This is a genomic window from Bradyrhizobium sp. AUGA SZCCT0169 (assembly GCF_018130085.1).
In the GTDB taxonomy this organism is placed as follows: Bacteria; Pseudomonadota; Alphaproteobacteria; order Rhizobiales; family Xanthobacteraceae; genus Bradyrhizobium.
In genome coordinates, this window is record NZ_JAFCMC010000018.1 from 1 (window position 1) to 26,999 (window position 26,999).

Here is a 26,999-nt window from a genome sequence, read left to right on the forward strand (position 1 = left end):
GTACGCTTCAGCCGCGACCGTCAATCGCAACCTCAGCGTCCACCGCGACCCGCCCCTCGTCGTGACGACGGCCGACGCCCCTTGTGTCCAGAAAGTCTGGCAGAATGTGCGAACGGGCGGTTGCCGACCAACCGCCCGTTGCTGGAACTGAGCCCGTACGCCCCCAAGGTGACTGAGCCTGTCTCAGAGCGAGGGACAGTTCCGGTGTCTTCCTCAACCCGAACAGTTGCAAGGGCTTCGAGCCCGTACCGCGCAAGGAAGGGAATGGATGATGGCACAGAATGATCAGATTGTCGTCGGCATCGATGTGGCTAAAGACAAGGTGGATGCGTGCATTCGCACGCTATCGCAGCGGCTCGCCTTTCCAAACGCCGCACAAGGTCACCGCAAGATCATTGCCTGGCTTCACAAGCACAAGGTGAGCAAGGCAGTCATGGAGGCGAGCGGCGGCTATGAGCGGGACTGGGCCAGGGTGCTGCGCCGGGCCGGCATCGAGGTGCGGATTGTCGACCCCAAGCGGGTCCGCAGCTTCGCGCTGTCGGCCGGACGGCTAGCCAAGAACGATACGATCGACGCAGAGATGATCGCCTGGTTTGCCGAGACGTTTAGCGCGGCGCCGGGCCCGATCTACGATGCCGCGCATGAGGCGTTGGTGGCACTGGTGAAAGCCCGCAAACATCTGCTCGACCTGCAGACGCGGCTGAAAACGCAAAACGAACATGCTGCACCGGAGGCGATTCAGAAGGCCCATGCCCGCGTCTTGAAGAGCCTAGCCACCGAAATTACCAGGCTAGAGGCTGCAATCTCCGCCAAGGTCAAGGCCACGCCGGAGTTTGCCGATCGCGCCGAGATCATCGAGAGTGTTCCGGGCTTCGCCGAAACGGCATCGGCGACCCTCATTGCAGGCATGCCGGAACTCGGAACGGTGAGCAAGCAGATCGCCGCTGCGTTACTGGGTGCCGCCCCTTATGACGACGATAGCGGCAAACGGCGCGGCGAGCGCCACATCAAGGGCGGTCGCCGCTGGGTCCGCAACGCCATCTACATGCCTTGTCTCGGCGCTGCCACGCAGAACAACCCGGTGCTCAAGGCCTTCTATCAGCGTCTCATTGCCAAGGGAAAAGAGCCAAAGGTTGCGCTCATCGCCTGCATGCGCAAGCTGATCATTATCCTCAACACCATGATCGCACGCCGGCAGAAATGGGATCCCAGCCGTCACGCACTGAACTGAGCGAGCGCACCTCACCGCGCTCGGTCCTCGACCGAGCGCATGCCAAGCCAACAAACCGCAGAGCGGACGGGGTCAAGGCCGTAAGCCGCCGAAGGCGGGGGCGCGCCCCGCGCCAGCCTTGAGGCCGGCCGATCGCCGGTTTACTTCAGCACAGTTGCTCTGAGTGGGACGGGATGGCGATAGATGCGCACTGATTTGGGTCAGATGGAAAGAGAAATATTTTCGATTCTCAGAAATTATCGACTTGACACGATTTCCGACAATCAGAAGTGATTTGCCCGTCGGGTTATTTCGTCGCATCCGTCGTATCCAGTTTGCTATTGCAAACGGGGCGACGCATGTGGTCGAGCGATCGGTCTCACTTGCGTGATGGCGACGCCCGAGATGGCGAGTAGCGCCCCGATAGCCAGCGTCGGCGTCACGCGGTCGCCGAGGAACAACACGCTCGAAATCAAGGCGAAGACCGGAAGCAGCAGGGCGAATGGCGCCACGCGGGCCATGGTGCAACGGGCGATCAGCCAGAACCAAAGGCCGAATCCGACGATTCCTCCGATGAAAATAGTGTAGGCGAGCGCCATCCAGCCACGTTCGTCCGCCGTGACGAGGGTCGTCAGTTGTCCATGTTCAAGGAACAGCGACATCAACATGACCTGCGGTACCGTGAAAAGTGACGACCATCCCGTCAACATCAAGGGATCGAACGGGCCGTGGCGCTTGGTCAGGACGTTGGCGACCGCGAACGCGAAGGCTGCCCCCACCACCAGCAGGATCGGTAACGCATTTGCGGACAGGCCCGGCCCGGCGGCCAACACGACCACGCCGCCGAAGGCAATCAACACCCCTGCGGACGTCATCAGCGACGGCCTCTCCGCAAGCAGTGGCCAGGCCAACAGCACGGTGAAGGGCGTCGTGAGTTGATAGGCGACCGCAGACATGCTGCCTGAACCGAGCCCCAGCCCCACATAGAACAAGCCGAAATTCAGTCCACCCAGGAAGACCGAGATGACAGCGATGGAGCCGAACTCCTGACGTGTCGGCCTTGTGACGAAGGGGATCAGCAGCAGGGCCATGGCGAGGAAGCGCAGTCCGAGGAAGAAAAGTGGCGGAAACTGCACCACACCCACTTTGATAGCTACGAACTGATAGCCCCAGATGAGAGGCACCAGCACCGCGCAGGCGATCTGAATGGCAGACATGGCATCCTCATTTTTAGACCAAACAGTCCAGATATAGGCGCGCGTAACCCGGAGTGCGTCCATGGCTGAGCTAACTGATGAAGCGGTCGAGAAGGGCGTCGGCCGTGGCTTGCGACGTGGTGCGCGTTGGTCCCGTTTTGCCGACCACCCGAAGTCCCTCGACGAAGCAGACCAGTATCCGCGCGGCACTTGCAGGCTCAACACCGGCTGCCAGTTCGCCGGCCGCCTTCGCGCGCGAGAGTGCGCTGGCGAGCTTGGCCTCCATGGCTTTGAAGAAGCCGCCGATGCGACCTTCGATATCCCCGTCGTCGCCAGCCAATTCCATGGCTGTGGCCACCAGCAGGCATCCGCGCCGACCGCTGGCGCCGCTGGTGCGGTCGACATAACCGGCAAGGAAGGTCCGCAGGCCGTCAACCGGCGCATGGCGCGGACCGAGTTCGACGTCCATCCGCGCAAGCGCGTCGGCGATATAGCGATCGAGCGCCCGCAGAAAGAGCGCGTGCTTGTCCCCGAAGGCGGCATAAAGGCTGCCGCGCGAAAGCTTCGTCGCTCGCAGCAGGTCCGGAAGCGCCGTGCCGTGATAGCCGCGCGACCAGAACACACCCATCGCACGCTCAACGGCGGCTTCCGTGTCGAAACCACGGGGTCGGCCGCGCGGCAACTGCATGGGGGATTGGCGTGCCATGGCCGTATATATAGACCGACCGGTCTTGAATTGCAAATGGCTGCTATGGGTCAATTGCGTCGGCCTGCGTCGCAGCCAGCCTGCGCATTCCAACTGCAATCGGAAATCACTTGCCGGCATTTTCGGCCGTGCCGTAGCTGCGGGCGATGATGCCGGCAGCGATTTGCAACAAAGAGCCGGTCATCCAACTGATTCCGATGAAAGCCAGCCATCCGTCAGACACCGTCTCGTCGAGGATGATGATGCCGACGGACGCAAACGTCGCAATCGCGGCAAGAAATATTCCGACCGCGCTCAGGATCTCGACCACAGTGTCCGGGCTCCATCGTTGCCGCTGGATCGAGGCTGATCTTCGGGCAGAACGGCGAGGCAGATCGATGCCGACATAGAAGCTGAAAGCCCCAAAGAGCATCATCAACAGGACGATCCCGACACTCAAGGGCAGTTCGCTTTGCCGGCGCATTAATGCTGCGGCGACGTACAAGCCGCAGGAGCCGCCAATCGCGGCGAGTCCGATTCGTTCAATAAGATGCGCCGATTTGATGAGAGCAGCAGGAGCGAACCCGGTCGTCTTCGCGCCGGATGACCTGTCGAAATTTGCATTGGCCATTTTCATGTTGCTACCTTTCCAAAAGGTGCCTGCGGGACGACGCGACGAGCAGACCGCGTCACCGACGACGCAGCAATCGTCCAGCGTGAGGTAGTCTCGACTGCATCAACGCGTTTGACGACGTTCGGCCCGGATCCGTGGAATCCGGTTGCGTGTGCAGTTTAGTTGAATGCGTTTTGACCTGGCTCGCGCAATCCAGGTTGCCGCTACATGGCCGGACCGTGAATCTGCGCCGCTTCCGCGGGGGCGCTATTGAGCGCCCTCGGGTCCCCGGAAAAATCTGATGTCGCTCATGACAGCAGCCGTTGGGACCGGTCGAACTTCTAGCACCTGCCAATGCACCACTGTGTGAGACACTTCACATCGTCGACATGCTGCCGCCGTGCAGGCTACGTCATCGTCCGGCGCTCAAAAATTTTCTCCGGAGTAACGTGGTACCTGATCGTTCGTTGGCCGATGCTTGATATGGCGCAGATCTCGGCGGGTCTTATGTCGCCGGCTTGCCGATCCGCTCAAACCGGCGCAACGTCCATATCCGTCTGAATTTTTGAACGCTGCGAACGGGTTCCTCGCTGTCGTCGCATGCGCGTGTCCAGCAATCCAGCCGTTTGCATCCTGCCAATACTCTCTTGAGTAGCGGAGATTTGGACTGAGCACGCTAGAGAACGAGCGAAGGCCGGCCGCCGCCGAATTGCCGCAAACAAGACGTGCGATCCGGGAAAAATGTGCAATAATTTTTTCGTTACCGTGGTCCAATACTGGTCAGGCCGCCAACCAGACAGTGGGTGGTGCCAATGCAGCAGATTGCGGACTGGCTCGAGAAGCTGGGGCTTGGGCAATACGCGCTGCGTTTTGCCGAGAACGGGATCGATCTTGGTGTCCTTCCCGAACTGACGGATCAGGACTTCGAAAGATTGGGAGTCCTGCTCGGTCATCGACGCAAAATGCTGCGCGCGATTGCCGAACTCAATCAAGCCGAATTGGTCGCCGAGCCGACGATCCGGCGCGATGCCGAACGACGGCACCTCACCGTCATGTTCTGCGACCTGGTCGGTTCGACGGCGCTTTCGGCGCGCCTCGATCCCGAGGACATGTGGGAGGTGATCCGCGCCTATCGGGCCGCCTGCGCAAGGGTCATTGCCACTTACGACGGCATTATCGCCAGGTTCGTGGGCGATGGAATACTCGCTTATTTCGGCTATCCCGTTGCACACGAGGATGACGCGGAGCGCGCCGTGCGGGCGGGGCTCGACATCACCGCCGCAATAGGGCCGCTCGAAACGCGCGCGATACAGCGCGTTGAGGTGCGGATCGCGATCGCGACCGGACTTGTGGTGGTAGGCGACCTCATCAGCGGAGGCGCGTCAGAGCAGCAGGCGATGGTCGGCGATACACCGAACGTCGCTGCGCGGCTGCAGGGCCTGGCGGAGCCCGGGGCGGTTGTCGTTGCGGCTTCGACGCGCCAACTGCTTGGCGACCTGTTCACGTTTCGCAGTCTCGGTCACCGCGAGGTCAAGGGCATCGACGGGCCCATCGCGGTCTGGGCGGTCGAAGGCGGAGCGGCATCGGAGAGCCGCTTCGAGGCGGTGCGAACCGTGCGCTCGATCGGCTTTGTCGGCCGCAAGGCGGAGATCGAATTCGCGCTCTCGCGCCAGCAGCTGGCGTGGCAGGGCCAGGGCCAGGTGGTCCTGATTTCCGGCGAGGCCGGGATCGGCAAGTCGCGCATCGTCGCGACGCTGTTGGAGAACCCTGCGTTGGGGACCCACCGCCGGGTGCGCTATCAGTGCTCGCCCTACCATACCAACAGTGCGCTTCATCCCTTTGTCGCTCAACTCGAGCGCGCTGCCGGCATCAGGTCGCAGGACACGCCGGAGCAAAAGCTCGACAAGCTCGAGGCAATGCTGGCGCTTGGAACGCAGCAGGTGGCCAAGGCGACGCCGCTGATCGCCGCTCTGCTTTCGATCGCAACCGGCGAGCGCTATCCGCCGCTCGGCCTCAATCCGGTGCAGCAGCGGCGACAGACATTCGCAGCCCTGCTCGATCAGGTCGAGGGTCTGGCGCGGCAGCAGCCTGTGCTGGTTGTCTGCGAGGACATGCATTGGGCCGACGCCACGACGCTCGAGCTGTTCGATCTCACGGTCGACCGGATCAGGGGATTGCCGATACTCATGCTCTTGACCTTTCGGCCCGAGTTCGAGCCGCCCTGGGTGGGGCTTCCCAACGTCAGCCTGTTGCGGCTCGATCGGCTTGACCGGCGGGACACGCGCGCGCTGGTCGAGCAGGTGACCGTCGGTCGCCAGCTACCGGACGAGATGATGAGGCAGATCATCGAGAGGACGGATGGCATCCCGCTGTTCGTCGAGGAATTGACCAAGATGGTGCTGGAGTCCGGACTGCTCGTGGCAGATGCCGGGCGCTATCGGCTCGATAGTCCGTTCCCGTCGCTCGCCATTCCCGCGACGCTGCAGGACTCGCTGATGGCGCGGCTCGACCGGCTGGCGCCGGTCAAGGAGGTGGCGCAGATCGGCGCTGCCATTGGCCGCGACTTCTCGTATACGCTGCTGCGATCTGTGGCGGGTCGCGATGATCTGACATTGAGCGCCGCGCTGGCGCAGCTCGAACAGGCCGAGCTGCTGATGCGGCGCGGCACGCCGCCGGAAGCACGCTACAGCTTCAAGCACGCGCTGGTTCAGGAAGCGGCTTACGAGAGCCTGCTCAAGAGCCGGCGACTGCAGCTCCACAAGCATATCGGCGATGTGCTGCGCGACGGCTTTCCGGTCATCGCCGAAACCGAGCCGGAAGTGCTGGCCTACCACTTCACCGAAGCGGGGCTCGGCGAGGTGGCCCTCGGCTGGTGGCGCAAGGCTGGCCAGCAGGCGCTGAAACGCTCGGCCTATTCTGAGGCGGTCGCCCATCTCGGCAAGGCCGTCGCGATCGCCGATGGGTTGCCGGGCGAGCCGGGCCGCATCATGAGCCGGCTCGACCTCCAAATTGCCTATAGCCGCGCGCTGCGCGGAAGCCTTGGGCACAGCGCGCCCGAAACGGTAGCCGCATGGACGCGCGCCCGGCAGTTCGCAGCTGACATCAATGATCCGGTCGAACTGGCGCCGATCCATTCGGGCCTGTTCAATGCCTGCCTCACTCACGGCGAGATCGCGCCGATGCGGGAATTGGTGGAAGCAATCGTCAGCGCCGCCGACCGGCGACCGGAATCGCCGGTGGCTGCAGTCCTCTCCCATTGCACCCGCGGGGTGACCTGTTGGTTCGGCGGCGATTACCTGAATGCGAAAGTGCATCTTGAGCGGGCCCTCGCAATCTACGGCGCCGAGCCTGACCCCGAAACCTTCAGGGCGTCAACGCTGGACCTGCCGTTCGTCATCATGAGGTTTCTTGCCCTGGTGCTCTGGCCGATCGGGAAGATCGATCGTGCGCGCCGGCTCGCCGCGGCAGCGGTGAGTGTGCCGGGCGAAAAGCGGGCGCTGTCGCAGGCCAATGCTCTCGTTCATAAAGCCGTCTTCGACGGACTGTGCGCCGGCATGTTGCAGCAAACAGAGACCATCCTTGCCCTCGCTCTCGCCCGCGAACATACCATGCCGTTGTATGTGGCCGCCGGGACCTACCTGAACGGCCTTGCAAAGTGGCGCGCCGGCGAACAGGTGGAGGGCCTCGGCGAAATGCGCCGCGGCTGGACCCTGCTGCATGAAAATGATTGCTACCTTTGTGAGCCGTTCTGGGGGATGCATGTTGCCCTGGCGAACGCGGAAGCGGGGCAACTTCAGACCGGTCTGGAAATTGTGCGCGAACTGATCGGCTGGACGGAACAATCGGGCCAGCATTGGCTCGATGCCGAACTGCATCGTGCCCACGGAGAACTGCTGCTCCGTTGCGACCCGCCGAATGCTTCCAGGGTCGAAGATGCCTTCAACCGGGCGCTTGAAATCGCCCGCCGCCAGCAGACCAAGACTTTCGAATTGCGCAGCGCGCTTGGCCTGGCGCGCTCCTACATCAGGAATGGTCGAACGGCGCCCGTATCCGAACTGCTCGGGCCACTCCTTATTGATTTCGACGCCGCGCAGGATCTCCCCGAAATCGAAGAGGCGGAGAGGCTGCTCCGGCACAGCCGTTAGCCGGTGCAGTACATTCTTGTGAGGGGCGCGACGGCGACCTGCGCCAAACCAAGCGTCTTCACTTCTCCGTCAGGCAGGCTTCGCGAGCGGCTCGCCACGAGCTATGATCCGCAACGCAACCTTGCCGCGTGGTGCAGCCTGATCCGGGATGTGCGCTAGCCCCAGCCGCAGCGCGTCGTTGAAGTCCGAGATCGCGATATCGTATTCGCCCTTGTCGTAATAGGCCGAGCCGCGCAGATTGTAGATCGCGATATCAGGCTTGAGCCTGAGCGCCTCGCTGGCGTGGCGATGACCTTGAGGTAGTCGCGCTTCTTGTTCCAGCCGACCGCGCGCCAGAAATAGATCCCCGCGAGTTTCTCGCCGGACAACACCTTCAGCGCGATGATCTTGTTGAGGCATCGATGATCTGATCGGCCGGTGTGGTGTCGGTGGTGCAGAGCGGCCCGAGTTGTTTGCGGGACTGGGCGAGGGAGGGCGCCGACCACAGGGCGGCTGCGAGCAAGGTCAGCGTCAGGATCGCGCGGCGCATCAATTGGTCCTCATCATCAACGGGTTGCATCCCACGTCTTGGTGGCGAAATCCGGGATGGCGGTTCATGCCGGCCGGCCCGGAAGCGCACCTTTCCCCGGTGGGCAGATGGTGGTAGGACGTCCCGGTCACCTGCCGTTGCCCACCGCTCCGTCCCAAACTGCCACCCGATGAAAAACGACAAGATTCTCAGCCAGATATCGGAGTTCTGCCGCCAGGCCGACATGGCGGAGACGACGTTTGGCCGCCGGGCCGTCAATGACGGCAAGCTGGTGCATCGCCTGCGCGAGGGCAAGCGCATCACAATCGACACGCTGGACCGGATCCAGGCCTACATCGCCGCTTCCACGCCGGGCGGGCTGCCGCCGCCGCGCGGAATCGAAGTGCCGCCCGAGAAGCGCGACCCCAGGGGTAATTTCCGCTTCTTCGAGAACCGGCAGAAGTATCTGTTGTTCGTCCATACCTGCAGCGAAAAGCGGGTGATCGCCGACCGGGTGGCGCTGGAGCTGTCGAGCCTGCATCCGCGGCCGCCGGCGCTGCGGGTGTTCGATGCCGGCGTCGGCGACGGCACGGTGCTGGCGCGGGTGATGCGCTCGATGCACGGCCGCTTCCCCCATATGCCGTTCTATATCGCCGGCAAGGAGCTCAGCCTGGAGGACGTCCGGCTGACGCTCGACAAGGTCCCGGACCGGCTGTTCGAGCATCCCGCGACCGTTTTTGTGCTCACCAACATGTACTACGCCGAGGCGCCCTGGCTGACGCCGGCTTCGCCTGCGGCGGCCGCGGGCATGATCTGGCACGAGGTGGCCTTGCAGGGGGCCTCGTCGGGCGAGTTCGAGACCCAGATCGCCGCATTAGGCCCATTTCTTGAGCAGAACTGGCGGGCCAATGTCAGCCCCACATCGGGCATGCCGATCTATGAACGGCCAGTGGCGCTGGTGGTTTACCGGGAGGACCACCGGTTCCTGCTTGATTCGATCATCCCCCGGGCGGGCCGAACCGAGGCCAATTTCGACCTCGTCATTGCATCCCAGCCATACCGGGCCAAATCCTCTGTGAATTTCCGCGCCAAGCGGATCATCGCGCCGCTGGCGCGGGCGCTGCGGGCCGGTGGCCGGTTGATCGGAATTCACTCCCACGGGCAGGATCCGGGGCTGGAAATCATCCAGGCGGTGTGGCCCGGAGAAAATCCTTTCGCGGTGAGCCGTCATGAGCTATTGCGCACCGTGAAATACGAGCTGGGGTCAGCCGGGCGCGACCTCAATTTTAATGCCTACGCCGATAACCGTTCCATCTTCCGTTATGATATGGAAGCGCTGCCCAACGAGGTCACCGGCTCGATCGGAACCTCGACGGCCTTTGCAGCGTGGAACGCGGCAGTGTATGTCGCCCAGATCGAAGATGAACGGTTGACGGAAATGACCGAAAACGGCCGAACCCTCGATGCCACCAGAGAAGTTCTGCGCAAGCATAATGGGCTTTGGTTTTACGACGAATCCTACGTCATTTCGCGCCGTCGCGACTGACATTCCGGGATAAATGACAAAGAGAGCCCGCCGACATCAGGCGGAAACAAGGGGTTGTTGATGCGCGCGTCTTATCTGTTCACCAGCGAGTCGGTTTCCGAAGGCCATCCGGACAAGGTTTCGGATCAAATCTCCGATGCGATCCTTGATGCCTTCCTCGAGAAGGACGTCAAGCTCGGTATTGCCGACGACAGTGCGGTCAACACCCGTCTCGGCTGCGAGACGCTGTGCACGACCAACAAGATCGTGATTGCGGGCGAGGGCCGTGGCCAGTTGTTCCGCGACATCCACGGCGTCTCGGTGGTCGATCGCGAACTGATCTCCGAGATCGCCCGCGGCGTGGTCAAGGACATCGGCTACGACCAGAACGGCTTCTCCTATCACGGCGCCGACATTGAGGTGCTGCTGCATGGCCAGTCGCCCGACATCGCGATGGGCGTCGATGCCAAGAAAAAGAAGAGCGGCGAAGAAGAAGGCGCCGGCGACCAGGGCATGATGTTCGGCTATGCCTGCAACGAGAGCGAAATCTACGAAAAGGGCAGCTTCATGCCCGCGCCGATTTTCTTCGCGCACCGCATCCTGAAAGTGCTGTCCGACAAGCGCCGCAGCGGTCAGCTGTTCGACCTGCAGCCCGACGCCAAGAGCCAGGTCACGGTGAAATATGTCGAAGGCAAAGCGGTCGGCTGCACCAAGGTCGTGGTCTCGACCCAGCACAACGAGAAGAGCCGCAACGGCAAGAAGTATTCGCCCGGCCTGATCAAGGACATGATCGCGCATGAAGTCGAGTCGGCGCTGCCGAAGGGCTGGATGCCGCAGAAGTCATCCGACTTCCTGGTCAATCCGACCGGCAACTTCGTGGTCGGCGGTCCCGACGGCGATTGCGGCCTGACCGGCCGCAAGATCATCGTCGACACCTATGGCGGCTACGCGCCGCATGGCGGCGGCGCCTTCTCCGGCAAGGATCCGACCAAGGTCGATCGCTCCGCTGCCTATGCCGCGCGCTACCTCGCCAAGAACGTTGTCGCGGCCGGCTTTGCCGATCGCTGCACCATCCAGGTCGCCTATGCGATCGGCGTCGCCGATCCGATGTCGCTGCTGGTGGAAACCCACGGCACCGGCAAGGTCGATGAAAAGAAGCTCGAGAAGGTGCTGCCGCAACTGTTCCGGCTGACCCCGACCAACATCCGCCGCACGCTGAAGCTGAACCGGCCGATCTATCGCCGCACGGCGTCCTATGGCCATTTCGGCCGCGCGCCGGAAAAGGACGGCGGCTTCTCCTGGGAAAAAACCGATCTGGTCGCCGCGCTGAAGGGCGCGTTCTGATTTTCTCCGCACTCGTCCTGCTTGTTCCGGAAAGCCTTTCGCGCTTTCCGGAATAAGCTTTTTCAAGGGATCAACACATGACCGCCGCCGCCAAGAAGCCTGCCTTTACCGACTATATCGTCAAGGACATCTCTCTCGCCGACTTCGGCCGCAAGGAACTCTCGCTGGCCGAGACCGAAATGCCCGGCCTGATGGCGACGCGCGAGGAATACGGCCCGCAGCAACCTTTGAAGGGCGCGCGCATCGCGGGCTCCCTGCACATGACGATCCAGACCGGCGTGCTGATCGAGACGCTGGCCGCACTCGGCGCCGACATCCGCTGGGTCTCCTGCAACATCTATTCGACGCAGGACCACGCCGCGGCGGCGATCGCAGCCGCCGGCATTCCGGTGTTTGCCGTCAAGGGCGAGAGCCTCACCGAATACTGGGATTACACCGCAAGGCTGTTCGACTGGCACGGTGGCGGTCACCCGAACATGATCCTTGACGACGGCGGCGACGCCACCATGTACGTCCATCTCGGTCTGCGCGCCGAGAACGGCGACACCAAGTTTCTGGACACGCCGGGTTCGGAAGAGGAGGAAGTCTTCTTCGCGCTGCTGAAGAAGCAGCTCAAGGAAAAGCCGAAGGGCTATTTCGCCGAGATCGCCAAGAGCATCAAGGGCGTTTCCGAAGAGACCACCACGGGCGTGCATCGTCTCTATGACATGCAGAAGGCCGGCACGCTGTTGTGGCCGGCGATCAACGTCAACGACAGCGTGACCAAATCGAAGTTCGACAACCTCTATGGCTGCCGTGAATCGCTGGTCGACGGCATCCGCCGCGGCACCGACGTGATGATGTCGGGCAAGGTGGCGATGGTCGCCGGCTTCGGCGACGTCGGCAAGGGTTCGGCGGCGTCGCTGCGCCAGGCCGGCTGCCGCGTCATGGTGTCGGAAGTCGATCCGATCTGCGCGCTGCAGGCGGCGATGGAAGGCTACGAGGTCGTGACCATGGAAGACGCGGCGCCCCGCGCCGACATCTTCGTTACCGCCACCGGCAACAAGGACATCATCACCATCGAGCACATGCGCGCGATGAAGGACCGCGCTATCGTCTGCAACATCGGCCACTTTGACAACGAGATCCAGATCGCGGGTCTGAAGAACCTGAAGTGGGACAACATCAAGCCGCAGGTCGACGAGATCACCTTCCCCGACAACCACCGCATCATCCTGCTGTCGGAAGGCCGCCTCGTAAACCTCGGCAACGCCATGGGCCATCCGAGCTTCGTGATGTCGGCCTCGTTCACCAACCAGACGCTGGCGCAGATCGAGCTGTTCGCCAACAACAAGGACGGCAAGTACAAGAAGGAAGTCTACGTGCTGCCGAAGTCGCTGGACGAGAAGGTGGCGCGGCTTCATCTCGCCAAGATCGGCGTCAAGCTGACCGAACTGCGCCCCGACCAGGCCGAATACATCGGCGTCAAGCCGGAAGGCCCGTTCAAGGCGGACCACTACCGGTATTGATCGATCCGCATACGCGACAAAAAAGCCCCGGAGCGATCCGGGGCTTTTTTTATGGCAAAACCCTGATACGATCTGAGGTAGAAGCATAACAAGCCCGCACTATGGAAGCGGGCGGCACACTTTCCAGACTTTATTTTCGGATGCCGAAAACATTGCGGAGGGAAAGCCATGTCGAACGAAGCAGCCAACGTCGCGATTTTGAAGGACGCCTATCGCCAGTGGCATGAGAGCAAAGGCGGCAGCGTCGAGCAGATATTGAGCATCTGCGATCCAGATATCAGCTGGGATTCGGTTCCTCGCGGTCAGGTCCCGGTGCTGGCTTTTGCAAAACAATACGAGAGCCGCGAAGCCTTGCGGGCCTATTTCGGCGGGCTTTTGAACGATTGGGAGATGGTCAGCTACACGATCGACGAGTACATCGCGCAGGGCGATGCCGTGGTCGCGCGCGGCTCGTGCGCCTGGACCAACAAGAAAACCGGGAAGGTTGCGGACACGCCGAAAGTCGATTTTTGGCGCTTTCGCGATGGCAAGGCGGTCGAATTCTACGAATATTTCGATACAGCCGCCGTCGCCGCCGCGGCCACCTGAGCCGGTTGCAATTTAACGCGACCCTGCCCATACCATTGGGCAGGGAGAGCGCGATGACGGATACATCAGGGCATTTCGACGTCCTCATCGTCGGCGCCGGGTTGTCCGGCATCAGCGCCGGCTTTCATCTGCAGCAGAAATGCCCCAGCAAGAGCTACGCCATTCTCGAGGGCCGCGACTGCATCGGCGGCACCTGGGATTTGTTTCGCTATCCCGGCATCCGCTCCGACAGCGACATGTTTACACTCGGCTATTCGTTCAAGCCGTGGACCGAACCGAAGGCGATCGCCGACGGGCCGAATATTCTCCACTATGTGCGGCAGACGGCGATCGAGAACGGCATCGACAGGAAGATTCGATTCAACCACAGCGTCAAGCGCGCGTCGTGGTCGTCGCAGGATGCGCGCTGGACCGTGGAGGCCGAACGCAGGGCAGGCGAGGGTGGCACCCAGATCGCGCGCTTCACATGCAATTTCCTGTTCATGTGCTCGGGCTATTACAAATACGAGGAAGGCTACACGCCAGAGTTTGCAGGCTCGGCGGATTTTGCCGGCCGCATCGTGCATCCGCAGAAATGGCCAGAAGACATCGACTATGCCGGCAAGCGCGTGGTTGTGATCGGCTCGGGCGCCACGGCGGTGACGCTGGTGCCGGAGATGGCCAAGACTGCTTCCCATGTCACGCTGCTGCAGCGCTCGCCGACTTATGTGGTGGCGCGGCCGGCGGAAGACGCGCTTGCCAACAAGCTGCGGCGCAACCTGTCCGCAAAACTCGCCTATCACATGATCCGCTGGCGCAACGTGCTGTTCGGCATGTATTTTTTCCAGCTGTGCCGGCGCAAGCCCGACCGCGCCAAAGCGCTGATCCTCGGCGGCGTCAAAATGGCGCTCGGGTCGGACTATGACATCGGCACGCATTTCACGCCGCGCTACAATCCCTGGGAGCAGCGGCTGTGCCTGGTGCCGGACGGCGACCTGTTCAAAGCCATCAGGGACAAGCGCGCCTCCGTCGTCACCAACCATATCGACACCTTCACTAAAAGCGGCATCAAGCTGAAGGACGGCAGCGAACTCGAGGCCGACATCATCGTCACCGCGACCGGGCTCAACCTGCAGGTGCTCGGCGGCCTCGAAGTCAGCGTCGACGGTAGGCAGGTCGATTTCGCACGGACGCTGAACTACAAGGGCATGATGTATTCGGACGTGCCGAACATGGCGTCAGCGTTCGGCTACACCAACGCATCGTGGACGCTAAAATGCGACCTCACCTGCGAATATGTCTGCCGCCTGATCAACTACATGGACCGGCACGGCTACAAGCAATGTGTGCCGCATAACCTCGATCCCTCGATATCGGAACTGCCATCGCTGGATTTCTCCTCCGGCTACGTGCAGCGCGCCATCGCGCAGATGCCCAAGCAGGGCTCGAAGCGGCCGTGGCGGCTCTATCAGAACTACGCCCTCGACATCGTCACGCTGCGCTATGGTAAGATCGACGACGGGGTGATGCAGTATTCGTGACGGGATAGAAGCTGGGCTGTCCGCGGCCCTGCCTGCGGGACGCGAGGCGCTGCACCGCATCCAGGACACGAGAGAGAGGTCCGCTAAAACGGCTCAAATGGCAAAATCCCCGGAACCGGTCCGAGGCTTTTTTTGGTAGTGGGTCAGTTTGAAAAGTGACCCCGAAATAACGTCCTTGGTTTGTTACCCTAATTTTCTTTGCCGTTTCCGGCGCGGGTGGTGCTGGCCCTGGCTTATCGGGAGGACCTGATTTTCTGCCGTGGACGAACGTTCCGACAGCCGTTCCCAAAACGGCTGTACCCAACAGGCTTGCGCCAGCGGCTACGTAACCGAGGGCGACAGAAGAGTGCCCGCACTTACAAGAATCACGAGGGCCGAAAAAACCAGGATCACAAAACGTCGGTCATTGGATTATTATTTAATGCTATGTCGCGGCGATTCTCTCGGCGCTCTTGAGCAACCTCTGCCGTTCTTATTACGGTCGGTTGAGCCGCCGCACGTATCTTCATAAGCCTGCAGATGCTTTGGGTGCGGAAGCGGACCACGAAAAACTTCGGAGGTCATCATTCGCGTAACGCGTTCGATAACGCGCTACTCGTCGTTTTGAAATATGGAGATGAGAAGGAAATATGTGGCTATCTGAATGTGATAGAGCGCCCTAAGCCCCTTCCACCGCTTCGCAGCCGCCATCCGAGCAATCTCCGCCCGCCGCTCCGGCGTTATAGTATCAGCCCGCGCCTTGCCGCCCTTCACCCAACGCCACCGCGGCCGGGTCCTTGCCCTGCTCCTCTGGCGTAGAATCGCGGTCAGGTTCTCCCCGTTCCCGCTCATCGATCGTAAATAACCTTGATGTTGTCATCAAAGGTAAGAACGCTAAGGGTCGCCCACCCGGCAAATATACCGATGCCGATAAGAGCTATTTTGAGCCAGCGCGCCATCCCGCGAATATGCCCCGCGCCCGGCTGGTTTTCCAGTACGGAACCCCGCCACAATCAAACTGACCCACTACCTTTTTTGCATCAGGCTTAGGGAGGCAGCCTATTCCGGATTGCCGATCGCAACCTTGAGCGTACCGACGCCGTCGACACCGCATTCGAGCTTGTCGCCTGGCTTGAGCTGGGAGACGCCGGCCGGCGTTCCCGTCATGATGATGTCGCCGGCGGCGAGCGCGACCTGCTGCGAGAGCTGCCAGATGATTTCAGGCACGTTCCAGATCAGCTCGGTCAAATCGCCCTTTTGCGTTTCGGTGCCGTTGACCGTGAGCCAGATCTTGCCTTTTGAGGGATGGCCGATCTTGGAGGCCGGCTGCAGCGCCGAGCAGGGCGCGGAATAGTCGAACGACTTGCCGACTTCCCACGGGCGCTCCTTCTTGCGCGAGGCGATCTGCAGGTCGCGGCGGGTCAGGTCGATGCCGACGGCATAGCCGTAGACATGGTCGAGCGCCTTCTCAGTGGGAATATGGAGGCCGCCGCCCTTCATCGCGACGACCAGTTCGACCTCGTGATGCAGGTCCTTGGTCAGCGGCGGGTAGGGGATGGTGGCGCCATCAGCCACCAGCATGTCGGCGTGCTTGGCGAAGAAGAACGGCGGCGCGCGCTCGTCATTGCCCATTTCGCGGATGTGCTCGAGATAGTTGCGCCCGACGCACCAGATGCGGCGCACGGGATAGGATTTCGATTCACCGACGACGGGAAGCGAAGGCTGCGGGGGAGCGGGAATGACGTAGGATGCGGCGTTCATGAAATGGGTCTCTGGACGGGTTTTGGGGTGGAACGGCGGCGATAGCTTTACGCGGTTGCGCTGATCGGCGCCAGACTGGGATGGCTGCGTTGCTGCAGGCGGAAGAACGAGGCGTAGCGCCCGCCGCGCCGCAACAGGTCGTCGTGCTGGCCACGCTCGACGATCTCGCCGCCTTCGACCACCAGGATGGCGTCGGCGTGCATGATGGTGTGCAGGCGGTGGGCGATCACGATCGTGGTCCGGTTCCGGCACAGATGCTCGATCGCTTCCTGCACTGCTTTCTCGGATTCCGAATCTAGCGCCGCCGTGGCCTCGTCCAGCAGGATGGTCGGCGCGTTCTTGATCAGCGCGCGGGCCACCGCGATGCGCTGGCGCTGGCCGCCGGACAGTTGCGTGCCGTGCTCGCCGACCGGGGTGTCGTAGCCGAGCGGAAAACTCATGATGAAGTCGTGGGCACAGGCGGCCTTGGCGGCGGTCTCGATTTCGTCCCTAGTGGCGCCGACCTTGCCGAAGGCGATGTTGGCGCCGATGGTGTCGCGGAACAGATAGACGTCCTGGCCGACGTAGCCGGTCTGCTGGCGCAGCGAATGCCGCGACACGCCCGAGATCGCCTGGCCATCGATCAGGATGGCGCCGTCGCCCACCTCGTAGAGCCGCAGCAGCAGCGCCAGCACGGTGGATTTGCCGCCGCCGGACGGGCCGACCAGGGCGGTGGTCTTGCCGGGCTCGGCGATGAAGCTCATGCGGCGCAGCACCGGCTCGCTTGGCCGGTAGGCGAAGGTCACGTCGCGAAACTCGACCCGCGCGTCGATAAGTTTCAGGGCCGGCTTGTCGTCGTCGGCGGGCTCGGAAGGCGGGCTATCGACGATTTCCAGCAGCTTGCGCGCGCCGATCAGATTGCTGTTCAACTCGATATTGAGCCGCGCCAGCCGCTTGGCCGGCTCATAGGCCAGCAGGAACGCGGTCAGGAACGAAAAGAACTGGCCCGGCGAAGCGCCCATCGCGACCACGCGATAGCCGCCATACATCAGCCCCGCGGCGATCGCGAAACCGCCCAGCGTTTCCATCAGGGGGCTCGAGCGGCTGGACACCCGTGCCATCTTGTTGGCGTTGCGTTCGACGGCGGTAATGCTGGCGTCGATCCGCTCGCGCATCGCCTGTTCGAGCGTGAACGCTTTCACGGTGCGGATGCCCTGCAGCGATTCCTGCATGGTTTCCATGATGTCGGCGGTGCCGGAGAACTGGTTATGCGCCAGGCCCTTGATGCGCTTGACGAGCTTGCGCAGCACCAGCATCGCCGGGGGGGCCACGCCGAAACCCAGCAGCGCCATGTACGGATCCGTCATCAGCATGACGACGACGAGCGCGATCAGCGACAGCAGATCGCGTCCGATGGCGTTGATCAGGAGATTGAGGACCTGTGTCACCGACGTGGCGCCGGCGGTCAGCCGCGCCAGAAATTCCGAGGAATGCCGCTCGGAAAAGAAGGCGATGTTTTCGCTCATCAGCTTGGCGAACAGCTGGCGCTGGTTGTTGGCCAGGATCGCGTTGCCGATCTGCGACAGGATCACGGTGTGTCCGTAGGTCGCCGCACCCTTGAGCGTGAAGATGACGATGGTGACCAGCGACAGGATCGCAATGCCGCGCACATCCTTGTCGACATAGGCCTTGTTGATGACTTCGCCGAGCAGATAGGCGGAACCGGCCGTCGTCGCTGCCGCAACCCCCATCAGCGCGAACGCCAGCAGGTAGCGCCGCCAATAGGCGAGGCCCTGTTCGGCCACCAGGCGGCGAATCAGGATCGCTGCGCCATAGGGGTCGTCAGTGATTTTTCTCGGTGTTTCCTTGGGAAGCTCGGTCATCCGCGTTCCATTGACGGCGCTGGGCATGAATTTACCCGCGTGTCAGGGCTGCTACGGTGACTGCTTGCCCGCTAAATGGCGGTTTTTCAAGCCAAATAACAGCTTGATTTTACGCCGATTCCGCTTGCCGGCCGAGGCCGCCGCGCTCCTGGAACAGCCGCTCTTCCCAGGCCAGCGCGTGGGTGGCGATGGTCTCGAGATCATCAAATTGCGGGGTCCAGTCCAGCGTGGCGCGGATGCGGCTGGTGTCGGCGACCATGGTCATGATATCGCCGGGCCGGCGCGGCGCGTATTGGACCGCGAAATTGCGCATCGCGACGCGGCGAACCGCCTCAATGGTCTCCAGCACCGAATAGCCGCGGCCATAACCGCAGTTCAGCGTCACCGAATTGCCGCCACTGCGCAGATACGACAATGCGGCGCGATGCGCCTGCGCGAGGTCGCTGACGTGGATGAAATCGCGGATGCAGCTGCCGTCCGGCGTCGGATAATCGGTCCCGAACACGTCGATCTTGGCGCGCTGTCCGGTGGCGGCTTCGACGGCGATCTTCAGCAGATGCGTCGCGCCGACGGTGGCAAGGCCGACACGTCCCTTCGGATCGGCGCCCGCGACGTTGAAGTAACGCAGCGCGACATATTTCAGATCATGCGCCGCGGCGACGTCGTGCAGCATCAGTTCGGTCATCAGCTTGGAAGAACCGTAGGGCGACAGCGGCCGCGTCGGCGCATGCTCGGGCACCGGCACCTGGTCCGGGTTGCCATAGACGGCGGCGGTCGATGAAAAGATGAAGCGGTTGACGCCGCCCTTGACGGCTGCGTTCAGCAGGCTGCGCGTCGTCATGGTGTTGTTGCGGTAGTAAGCCAGCGGATCGCGCATCGAATCCGGCACCACCACCGAGCCGGCGAAATGGATGATGCTCTCGACGCCGTGCTGGGAGAGCACGCCCTCGACGAGGTTTTCGTCGCCGGCGTCGCCGATGAACAGCGGCACACCCTCGGGCAGGAAGGCGGAGAATCCGGTGGAGAGATTGTCGATCACGACGACGCTTTCGCCGGCGTCCGCCAGCGCGTGAACCATATGACTTCCGATATAGCCGGCGCCACCGGTGACAAGCACGGTCATGGGCTTACCCTCTCTCCCAGTTGTTGCCGCCGATGCTAGCCGGGGCGCGGTGAAGAGTGGGTTTCGGCATGAGCGAACTGGTCACTATGCTTAATGTTGCGTATAGGAACCCATGTAAACGGAGCCGGACGTGCCGATCGAGAACAATTCAGCCGATGATCTGCAGCTGATCGTGCCGAATCTGCACAGGCGTTATTCCGGCGTCACGGCGACCAACCGGATGGTGGCGCCGAAACTGGCAAAAATGTTTCGCGCGGCATGGCTCGGTTCCCACGCCCCTGACGGCATTGCGCGGATGGGTTTCGCCGATTTGCCAAAACTCTGGCGCCGCCCCGCGCCGCTGATCTGGCACGCGCGGCGCAACGACGAAATGATTGCGGGCGTGTTGTTGCGCGCGCTCGGCTGGCCGCTGAAGCTCGTGTTCACGTCAGCGGCGCAGCGGCATCATAAATCGCTGACGCGCTGGCTGATCCGCCGCATGGACGCGATCATCGCCACCAGCGCGCTCTCGGCTTCCTTCCTCAAGCGTGAATCGACGGTCGTGATGCATGGCGTCGATACTGACCGTTACGCGCCGCCGGCCGATCGTGCGGCGGCGTTTGCGCAAAGCGGATTGCCGGGCCGCTATGCGATCGGCTGCTTCGGCCGGGTCCGCGCGCAAAAGGGCAGCGACGTCTTTGTCGAGGCGATGTGCCGGCTGCTGCCGCGCTTTCCGGATTTCACAGCCGTGATCGTCGGTGCTGTTGTGCCCGAGCAGCAAGGCTTTGCGAACGGGCTGAAAAAGCAGATCGAGGCCGCCGGTTTGCAGTCACGAATCATCATCACCGGCGAGATCGAGATCGATGAAGTGCAGCGCTGGTATCAGCGGCTGACGATCTACGCCTTCACCTCTCGCAACGAAGGTTTTGGGCTGACGCTGATCGAGGCGATGTCGTCCGGCGCGGCATTGGTGGCGTCGCGGGCAGGGGCGGCCGAATTCGTGGTCGAGGACGGCGTCACCGGCGTACTGACGCCGCCCGGCGACGCTGATGCCTTGGTGGCGGCGCTGGAGCCGCTGATGCAGGATCCTGCCTCGGCGGCGGCGATGGGGATGCGGGCGCGAGCGCGCGTACTGGAGAAGTTCAGCCTCGACGCTGAAGCGAATGCGATCGCGGCCGTCTATCGAACCGTGGTCTGAGCCATTACGTCCGCAACGAACGCATCAAGGTCGCCACCGGCGAACAGGAAGCCCGGCAAGCCACAGGCTTGCCCGGCCTCGATATCGGTCGGGCGGTCGCCGATGACGAAGCTGCCGGCGTGGCGCACCGGCCAGTGCTGCATCAGATCGTGGATCATGCCGGGGCTTGGCTTGCGCCAATGATGATTTTCGAGATAGCCGGCGACGGTGCCCTCCGGATGGTGCGGGCAGTACCTGATGTCGTCGATGACGGCGCCTTGCGCGGCCAGCTCGGCGCGCATCCAGTCGTGCAGCGTGTTGAGTTCGGCCTCGGTGAAGTAACCGCGCGCGATACCGGCCTGGTTGGTGAAGAAGAACACGAAATAGCCGGCATCGTTGAGGCGCCGGATCGCTTTTGCCGCGTTCGGCATCCAGCGCACGCGCTCCCGCGTGCCGACATAGCCATCGTCGTGGTTGACGACCCCGTCGCGGTCGAGGAAGGCGGCGGGCTTCGGAATCGCGCGGGCGAGGTCGGTGCCGCTCATTTCTTCGAGGCCTCGCGCATCATGGTCTGCTCGATCTCGTCGCAGATGCCGTGGCCGATGGCGAGATGGATCTGCTGCACCACCGGCGTGTCGTCGGTCGGCGCCACCAGCAGATGATCGCAATCCGCGCCCATGGCCGCGCCCTTGCCCCCGGTGAAGCCGATCGTGACAAGCCCGCGCTCGCGCGCCTTGCGCAACGCCGCCAGGATGTTCGGCGAGCGGCCCGACGTGGTGAGCGCGAGCAGCACGTCGCCGCGCACGCCGAGGCCTTCGACCTGGCGGGCGAAAATCTGCTCATAGCCGTAATCATTGCCGATTGCGGTCAGCGCCGACGTGTCGGTCGTGAGCGCAATCGCCGCGTAGCCGGGCCGCTCCTGCTTGTAGCGGCCGACGATTTCGGCGGCGATGTGCTGGGCGTCGCCGGCGCTGCCGCCATTGCCGATGATCAGGAGCTTGTTGCCGGTCCGCAGGGCCGCAATGATCGCGCCCGCTATCGCGTGTGCGACGGCCAGCAGCGCCGCATCGCTATTGGCACGCTCCAGCGCGACGAGCGACTGTTTCAGATGGGCCGCGATCAGGTCTTTCGAATTCTGGTCCAAAATGCACCGTCAGGGTTGCAACGCGCGAGTTCTACCTTGGCAAGTCTTTTGGAACGTCTTGGTACTGATCGCGCGGCTCACGCGCAAGCTCACGAAGGTCGATGTGCACGCGCGCGGGCTTCGCCAAGCACGCGCTGCACGATGTCGACCACGTCGGATGCCGGGATGTCCCGCATGCAGCGATGGTCGTTCATGGTGCAGACCGTGCGCTGGCAGGGCTGGCAGGTGAGTTGCGATTTGGTTTGCAGAACCGTCGCCGCCAGGCCGTTCAACGGCGCCCAGAGATAGGGGCTGGTCGGCCCGAAAATGCCCATGGTCGGCGTGCCGATCGCGGCGGCGATGTGCATCAGGCCCGAATCATTTGAGATGGCGACGCTGGCCGCGGCCATTGCCAGGATTCCGTTGCGCAGGTCTGATCCGGTGAGGTCGCGGATTCTCGGTCCCCCGGCGGCCACGATCTCCTGCGCCAGCGCCTTTTCGCCGGGACCGCCGACCACCCAGACCTCAAAGCCGCGTTCGGCCAGCAGCCGGGCCGCTTCCGGGAAATAGGTCCAGCGCTTGGACGCTCCGACGGAACCCGGCCCCAGCGCCACCGCAGGCCCCGTACCGAGCCCATTGGCCTGCCGCCAACGGCTGGCATCCTCCGGCGGCACGGCCAGTTGCGGCACCGGCCATTCCAGCGGCAATGGCGCGCCGTCGGGCAGCGCCAGCGCGGCATTCTTGTCGATAAAGCGGGGCAGGGCCTTCTCGCCCCAGCGCATCCGGTTGATCAGCCCGAACCGGGCTTCGCCGAAGAAGCCTACCCGTTCCGGGATACCGGCCAGCGTCGGCGCAATCGCCGCCTTCCAGGTCCGGGGCAGGACCAGGGCCGTCGCATAGCCCCGGGACCGCAATTCCCTGGCCAGACCTTGCTGCTTGGCAACCGCCAGCCGGCTGCGCGGCAGATCCCAGACAATCCCGGCGCGGACCCCCGGCATATAATCGACCAGGGGGGCGCAAAGGGAGGTCACCAGCAGGTCAACCGGGCGGTTCGGCCAGCGTGCCTTTAGGACGCGCACCACGGTATGGCCGCGGACGAAATCGCCGATCCACATATAGGGGATGATCAGGATCGGCCTGGTGTCGGCCGCATCCTCCATCGCGATCCCATTTGGTGAATCTATATTCATGTCTTACACGTCTGGCGCCCGGCCTTTTCCGGCTCCGGAGGTAACCGCTCCGCACCGACAGGTAAAGCCGCAGCCGGTCTCACCAAGGTCCACAAGCCAAGTTGCCTGCCGGGCGCGTCTGGGGCAAAGCTGGCGCCGCACAATCACGGCAGGGGACGGCATGTTGCTGGTGACCGGTGGCGCCGGTTTTATCGGATCGAACGTCGTGGCCGCGTTGAACGACGCGGGCCGCACCGATGTGGCCGTGTGCGACCTCCTCGGCCATGACGGCAAATGGCGCAATCTGGCCAAGCGCCAGCTCGCCGACTTCGTGCCGCCGGCGGAACTGACGGACTGGCTGAAGGGCCGGCGGCTCGACGCCGTGATCCATCTCGGGGCCATCTCGGAGACGACGGCGACCGACGGCGATCTGGTTATCGAAACCAATTTCCGGCTGTCGATGCGGCTGCTCGACTGGTGCACCGTGAATGCGACGCCGCTGATTTATGCGTCTTCCGCGGCCACCTATGGCGATGGTGAGCGAGGCTTTCGCGACGACCAGTCTGTGGAAAACCTGAAAAAACTTCGGCCGATGAATCTGTACGGCTGGAGCAAGCATTTGTTCGACATGGCGGTGGCCGAACGCGCCGCGCGCGGCGAGAAGTTGCCGCCGCAATGGGCCGGGCTGAAGTTCTTCAACGTGTTCGGGCCCAACGAGTATCACAAGGGCACGATGATGAGCGTGCTGGCGCGGCGCTTTGACGACGTCAAGGCGGGACGTCCCGTGCAATTGTTCAAGTCGCACCGCGAAGGGATTGCGGACGGCGATCAGCGCCGCGATTTCATCTATGTCGACGACGTCGTTCGCGTGATGATGTGGCTGCTGGCGACGCCCGGTGTCAGCGGTCTGTTCAACGTCGGAACCGGCACCGCGCGCAGTTTCCGCGATCTGATGCTGTCAGCCTATGCCGCGCTCGGCGCCAAGCCCAACATCCAGTATGTCGACATGCCCGAGCAGATTCGCGGCAGCTATCAATATTTCACCCAGAGCGAAGTCGATCGGTTGCAGCACGCCGGCTATAACGGCGGCTTCACGGCGCTTGAAGACGCGGTCGATGCCTACGTGAAGGGCTTCCTCGACCGCGCCGATCGCTTCCGCTGACGGGCTACAGGTAAGACCATATGCTTGATTTTGATGCCCTGTCGCATGCGATAACCCGGCGGACCGTCCTCTGCATCGGCGATCTCATGCTCGATGAATTCGTCTATGGGGAGGTCTCCCGGATTTCGCCGGAAGCTCCTGCGCCTGTCATCGCGGTCCAACGCAGCGAAACCAATGTCGGCGGCGCCGGCAACGCCACGCGCAATATCGCCTCGCTCGGCGCGCGCTGCATTTTTGTAGCTTTGGTCGGTGAAGACGAAGCGGGCGCGAAACTAAGGGCCGAGCTTTCTCGGGAAGAGCGGATCGAGGCCGTGCTGGTTTCCGATCCCGGCCGCGCTACCACGCGCAAGGTGCGCTTCGTCTCCGAGCATTTTTCCACCCATATGCTGCGCGCCGATTGGGAACTTGCGCTGCCTGCGGCGCCCGACATCGAACAGAAATTGATTGACGCCATTCTGCCGCAGCTCGCCCGCGTCGATATCGTGCTGCTGTCCGACTACGCCAAGGGCGTGCTGACGCCGCGCGTGATCCGCAACGTCATCGACGCCGCGAAGAAACTCGGCAAGCGCGTGATCGTCGATCCCAAGAGCGCCAATCTGGCGATCTATCGCGGGGCTACGCTGCTGACGCCCAACCGCAAGGAATTCGCGGCCGCGACCCGCAGCCGCGCCGACACCGAACAGGGCATCGCCGATGCCGCCCAGGACGCGATGCATCTGGCCGATTGCGAAGCCATGCTGGTGAAGCAAAGCGAACGTGGCATGACGCTGGTCGTGCGCGGCGGCGGGGTGATCCATGTGCCGGCGCTTCCGGTGAAGGTGCGCGACGTCTCGGGCGCGGGTGACACCGTTGCGGCAGCGCTCGCGCTGGCACTCGCCGCCAACGCCGATTGGGAGACGGCGCTGCGGATGGCGAACGCCGCGGCCGCTGTTGCGGTTGGCAAGAAGGGCACCGCCGTCGTTACGCCGGCCGAACTGCGGCGAAAAATCCTGCCGCATGCGTCGCTGGCGGCCGAAGAAAAAATCGTGGCAGCCGGCGGCGACCTCGATGTTCACCTGGCGGAGTGGCGCAAACAGGGCCTGCGCGTCGGTTTCACCAATGGCTGTTTCGACATCCTGCATCCCGGCCATGTGAAGGTGCTGACCGCGGCGCGCGGCGCGTGCGACCGCCTGATCGTCGGACTGAACAGCGACGCTTCGGTCAGGCGGCTGAAGGGCGAGGGACGTCCGGTGCAGGACGAACGCGCGCGTGCCGAAGTGCTGGCGGCGCTGGAGGCGGTCGACCTCGTCGCGATCTTCGAAGAGGACACTCCGATCGACCTGATCACGCGCGTGAAGCCGAGCGTGCTGGTCAAGGGCGGCGACTATACCCGCGAGCAGGTCGTTGGCTATGAGGTGGTCGAGGCTTGCGGCGGCGAGGTGCTGCTGATCGATATTTTGGCCGGGCACTCTACGACCTCGCTGGTCGAACGCGCCCGCGGAGGCGTTGCGTGAACTCCACCGCGGACAGTTCACCGGCAACTCACGCGCTCTCGGCCTGGCGCGATCCCGCCCGCTGGGCGAAGGCCGCCGATATTTTCGCGGTGCTGATCGCGTTCTCGCTGCCTTGGTCAACCTCGCTGGTCGGCATTTTTGCTGTGATCTGGCTATTGGCGGTCGCGCCGACACTCGATTTGCGACTTTTCCTGCAATCGTTGAGGCGGCCGGTCTGCGCGTTGCCGATCGCGATGTTTGTGCTGGCGCTGGTCGGGACGCTCTGGTCTGACGCGCCATGGGACGTGCGCAGGTACGCCCTCAGTCCCGCAACGAAGCTCCTCGTACTGCCGCTGCTGTTCTATCACTTCGAACGCTCGGCGCGCGGCATGTGGGTGTTGGTGGCCTTTTTGGTCTCCTGCGCGCTGCTGATGGTGATGTCCTGGCTGGTCCTGATGTATCCAAGCCTGACGCTCAAACCGGAAGGTGCCGACCGCGGTATTTTCGTCAAGAACTACATCGACCAGAGCCAGGAATTTGCACTGTGCGCGGTCATACTCGCTTATCCCGTCATCACACTGTTGCAGGACAGGAAGTTCTGGCAGGCATTGCTGCTGACCGCGCTGGCGGCGAGCTTTATCGCCAACATGACGTTCGTCATCGTGTCGCGCACCGCGCTCGTCACCATGCCGGTCATGCTCGCGGTATTCGCGCTGATGCACCTGAAATGGCGAACTAACGTCATCCTGCTGCTCACCACGATTGTGCTGGGCGGGCTGGCGTGGACCGGGTCGCCCCAGTTGCAGGCGACGACGGACAGGTTCGCGCGAGATTACCGGTTGTACAAGGAACTCAACCAGCCGACGTCGCTTGGCTTGCGGCTGGTATTCTGGGAGAAGTCACTGCGGTTTTTTGCCGAGGCGCCGATCATTGGACACGGGACCGGATCGACGCGGAGACTGTTCGAGGCCGCCGCCACCGGTCCCGCGGGACTTGCCCAGCGCGAGGTGATCGGAAATCCGCATAACCAGACGCTAAACGTCGCGGTCCAATGGGGTTCCGTCGGGGTCGTCCTCCTGTATGCGATGTGGCTGGTGCATCTGCTGTTGTTTCGTGGCGAAGGCCTGGTGGCCTGGATCGGCCTCATGGTCGTCCTGCAGAACTTCTTCAGTTCATTGTTCAACTCGCATCTGTTCGATTTCCACGAGGGCTGGATGTACGTGCTGGGTGTCGGAGTGGCCGGCGGCATGATACTGAGGGCCAAGGATAATAAGGGCGGAAGCGCGATGCCGGCGTCCACAGGCTGACAGGTCAGCGATTGGGATCAGCAACAGCAGCGGCCTTAAACGC

20 protein-coding genes and 1 pseudogene are annotated in these 26,999 nt (G+C 62.9%); 11 read left to right on the forward strand and 10 right to left on the reverse strand.

The window, feature by feature from the left end; all coding sequences use genetic code 11:
- Positions 1-268: 268 nt before the first annotated feature.
- Positions 269-1,231 carry an IS110 family transposase gene (locus JQ609_RS20375; RefSeq protein ID WP_212274717.1) on the forward strand — a complete coding sequence of 321 codons (963 nt, stop codon included), beginning with the start codon at positions 269-271 and terminating at the stop codon, positions 1,229-1,231.
- Positions 1,232-1,548: 317 nt separating this feature from the next.
- Here the strand turns inward: JQ609_RS20375 and JQ609_RS20380 are convergent, their stop codons facing one another.
- The 3 genes from JQ609_RS20380 to JQ609_RS20390 all read right to left on the reverse strand — a co-directional run bounded on the left by JQ609_RS20380 (position 1,549) and on the right by JQ609_RS20390 (position 3,728).
- A complete protein-coding gene (locus JQ609_RS20380; RefSeq protein ID WP_212274718.1) occupies positions 1,549-2,427 on the reverse strand; it encodes a DMT family transporter in 879 nt (292 codons plus the stop codon).
- 70 nt (positions 2,428-2,497) lie between these two features.
- Positions 2,498-3,094, reverse strand: a complete 597-nt coding sequence (locus tag JQ609_RS20385) for a TetR/AcrR family transcriptional regulator (RefSeq protein WP_212274719.1) — start codon at positions 3,092-3,094, stop codon at positions 2,498-2,500.
- Positions 3,095-3,218: 124 nt separating this feature from the next.
- A complete protein-coding gene (locus tag JQ609_RS20390; RefSeq protein ID WP_249119025.1) occupies positions 3,219-3,728 on the reverse strand; it encodes a hypothetical protein in 510 nt (169 codons plus the stop codon).
- A gap of 788 nt (positions 3,729-4,516) precedes the next feature.
- Here JQ609_RS20390 and JQ609_RS20395 point away from each other — a divergent pair.
- Entirely contained in the window at positions 4,517-7,849 is a 3,333-nt protein-coding gene (locus tag JQ609_RS20395; protein ID WP_212274720.1) for an adenylate/guanylate cyclase domain-containing protein, read from the forward strand.
- A 159-nt stretch (positions 7,850-8,008) separates the two neighbouring features.
- On the opposite strand, the pseudogene JQ609_RS20400 reads toward JQ609_RS20395, so the two are convergent.
- A pseudogene (locus JQ609_RS20400) lies at positions 8,009-8,378 on the reverse strand (tetratricopeptide repeat protein); the annotation flags it as partial.
- 169 nt (positions 8,379-8,547) lie between these two features.
- On the opposite strand from JQ609_RS20400, the gene JQ609_RS20405 reads away from it, so the two are divergent.
- The 5 genes from JQ609_RS20405 (at position 8,548) to JQ609_RS20425 (ending at position 14,842) form a co-directional block, all read left to right on the forward strand.
- Positions 8,548-9,903, forward strand: a complete 1,356-nt coding sequence (locus JQ609_RS20405; protein WP_212210132.1) for a hypothetical protein — start codon at positions 8,548-8,550, stop codon at positions 9,901-9,903.
- Positions 9,904-9,963: 60 nt separating this feature from the next.
- The gene (metK, locus tag JQ609_RS20410) at positions 9,964-11,226 is read left to right on the forward strand and encodes a methionine adenosyltransferase (protein WP_212274721.1); all 1,263 of its coding nucleotides are present in this window, start codon (positions 9,964-9,966) and stop codon (positions 11,224-11,226) included.
- 77 nt (positions 11,227-11,303) lie between these two features.
- Entirely contained in the window at positions 11,304-12,734 is a 1,431-nt protein-coding gene (gene ahcY, locus JQ609_RS20415; protein WP_212274722.1) for an adenosylhomocysteinase, read from the forward strand.
- A 168-nt stretch (positions 12,735-12,902) separates the two neighbouring features.
- Positions 12,903-13,322, forward strand: coding sequence for a nuclear transport factor 2 family protein (locus JQ609_RS20420; RefSeq protein ID WP_212274723.1), 420 nt, complete (start codon positions 12,903-12,905; stop codon positions 13,320-13,322).
- A 53-nt stretch (positions 13,323-13,375) separates the two neighbouring features.
- Positions 13,376-14,842, forward strand: coding sequence for an NAD(P)/FAD-dependent oxidoreductase (locus JQ609_RS20425; RefSeq protein ID WP_212274724.1), 1,467 nt, complete (start codon positions 13,376-13,378; stop codon positions 14,840-14,842).
- 1,038 nt (positions 14,843-15,880) lie between these two features.
- Here the strand turns inward: JQ609_RS20425 and JQ609_RS20430 are convergent.
- The 3 genes from JQ609_RS20430 to galE form a co-directional block, all read right to left on the reverse strand.
- Entirely contained in the window at positions 15,881-16,582 is a 702-nt protein-coding gene (locus tag JQ609_RS20430) for a fumarylacetoacetate hydrolase family protein (RefSeq protein WP_212274725.1), read from the reverse strand.
- A gap of 47 nt (positions 16,583-16,629) precedes the next feature.
- Positions 16,630-18,444, reverse strand: a complete 1,815-nt coding sequence (locus tag JQ609_RS20435) for an ABC transporter ATP-binding protein (protein ID WP_212274726.1) — start codon at positions 18,442-18,444, stop codon at positions 16,630-16,632.
- A gap of 109 nt (positions 18,445-18,553) precedes the next feature.
- A complete protein-coding gene (gene galE, locus JQ609_RS20440) occupies positions 18,554-19,567 on the reverse strand; it encodes a UDP-glucose 4-epimerase GalE (RefSeq protein WP_212274727.1) in 1,014 nt (337 codons plus the stop codon).
- A 130-nt stretch (positions 19,568-19,697) separates the two neighbouring features.
- Here galE and JQ609_RS20445 point away from each other — a divergent pair, with 130 nt between their 5' ends.
- A complete protein-coding gene (locus tag JQ609_RS20445) occupies positions 19,698-20,744 on the forward strand; it encodes a glycosyltransferase family 4 protein (protein WP_212274728.1) in 1,047 nt (348 codons plus the stop codon).
- On the opposite strand, the gene JQ609_RS20450 is transcribed toward JQ609_RS20445, so the two are convergent.
- The 3 genes from JQ609_RS20450 to waaF form a co-directional block, all read right to left on the reverse strand.
- Complete coding sequence (locus JQ609_RS20450) at positions 20,726-21,268, reverse strand: HAD family hydrolase (protein WP_212274729.1); 543 nt, start codon at positions 21,266-21,268, stop codon at positions 20,726-20,728. The two genes, JQ609_RS20445 and JQ609_RS20450, sit on opposite strands and share 19 nt — an antisense overlap.
- Positions 21,265-21,867, reverse strand: a complete 603-nt coding sequence (locus tag JQ609_RS20455; RefSeq protein ID WP_212274730.1) for a D-sedoheptulose 7-phosphate isomerase — start codon at positions 21,865-21,867, stop codon at positions 21,265-21,267. The genes JQ609_RS20450 and JQ609_RS20455 overlap by 4 nt, the downstream gene beginning before the upstream one ends.
- An 89-nt stretch (positions 21,868-21,956) precedes the next feature.
- Complete coding sequence (gene waaF / locus JQ609_RS20460) at positions 21,957-23,036, reverse strand: lipopolysaccharide heptosyltransferase II (RefSeq protein WP_212274731.1); 1,080 nt, start codon at positions 23,034-23,036, stop codon at positions 21,957-21,959.
- Between the two features lie 160 nt (positions 23,037-23,196).
- On the opposite strand from waaF, the gene rfaD reads away from it, so the two are divergent.
- The 3 genes from rfaD to JQ609_RS20475 are packed head-to-tail and all read left to right on the forward strand — an operon-like array spanning position 23,197 to position 26,956.
- Positions 23,197-24,177 carry an ADP-glyceromanno-heptose 6-epimerase gene (gene rfaD / locus JQ609_RS20465; RefSeq protein ID WP_212274732.1) on the forward strand — a complete coding sequence of 327 codons (981 nt, stop codon included), beginning with the start codon at positions 23,197-23,199 and terminating at the stop codon, positions 24,175-24,177.
- A 20-nt stretch (positions 24,178-24,197) separates the two neighbouring features.
- Positions 24,198-25,670, forward strand: coding sequence for a D-glycero-beta-D-manno-heptose-7-phosphate kinase (gene rfaE1, locus JQ609_RS20470; protein ID WP_212274733.1), 1,473 nt, complete (start codon positions 24,198-24,200; stop codon positions 25,668-25,670).
- Positions 25,667-26,956 (forward strand): O-antigen ligase, encoded by a 1,290-nt coding sequence (locus tag JQ609_RS20475; RefSeq protein WP_212274734.1) that lies wholly within the window; start codon positions 25,667-25,669, stop codon positions 26,954-26,956. The genes rfaE1 and JQ609_RS20475 overlap by 4 nt, the downstream gene beginning before the upstream one ends.
- Positions 26,957-26,999: the final 43 nt, after the last annotated feature.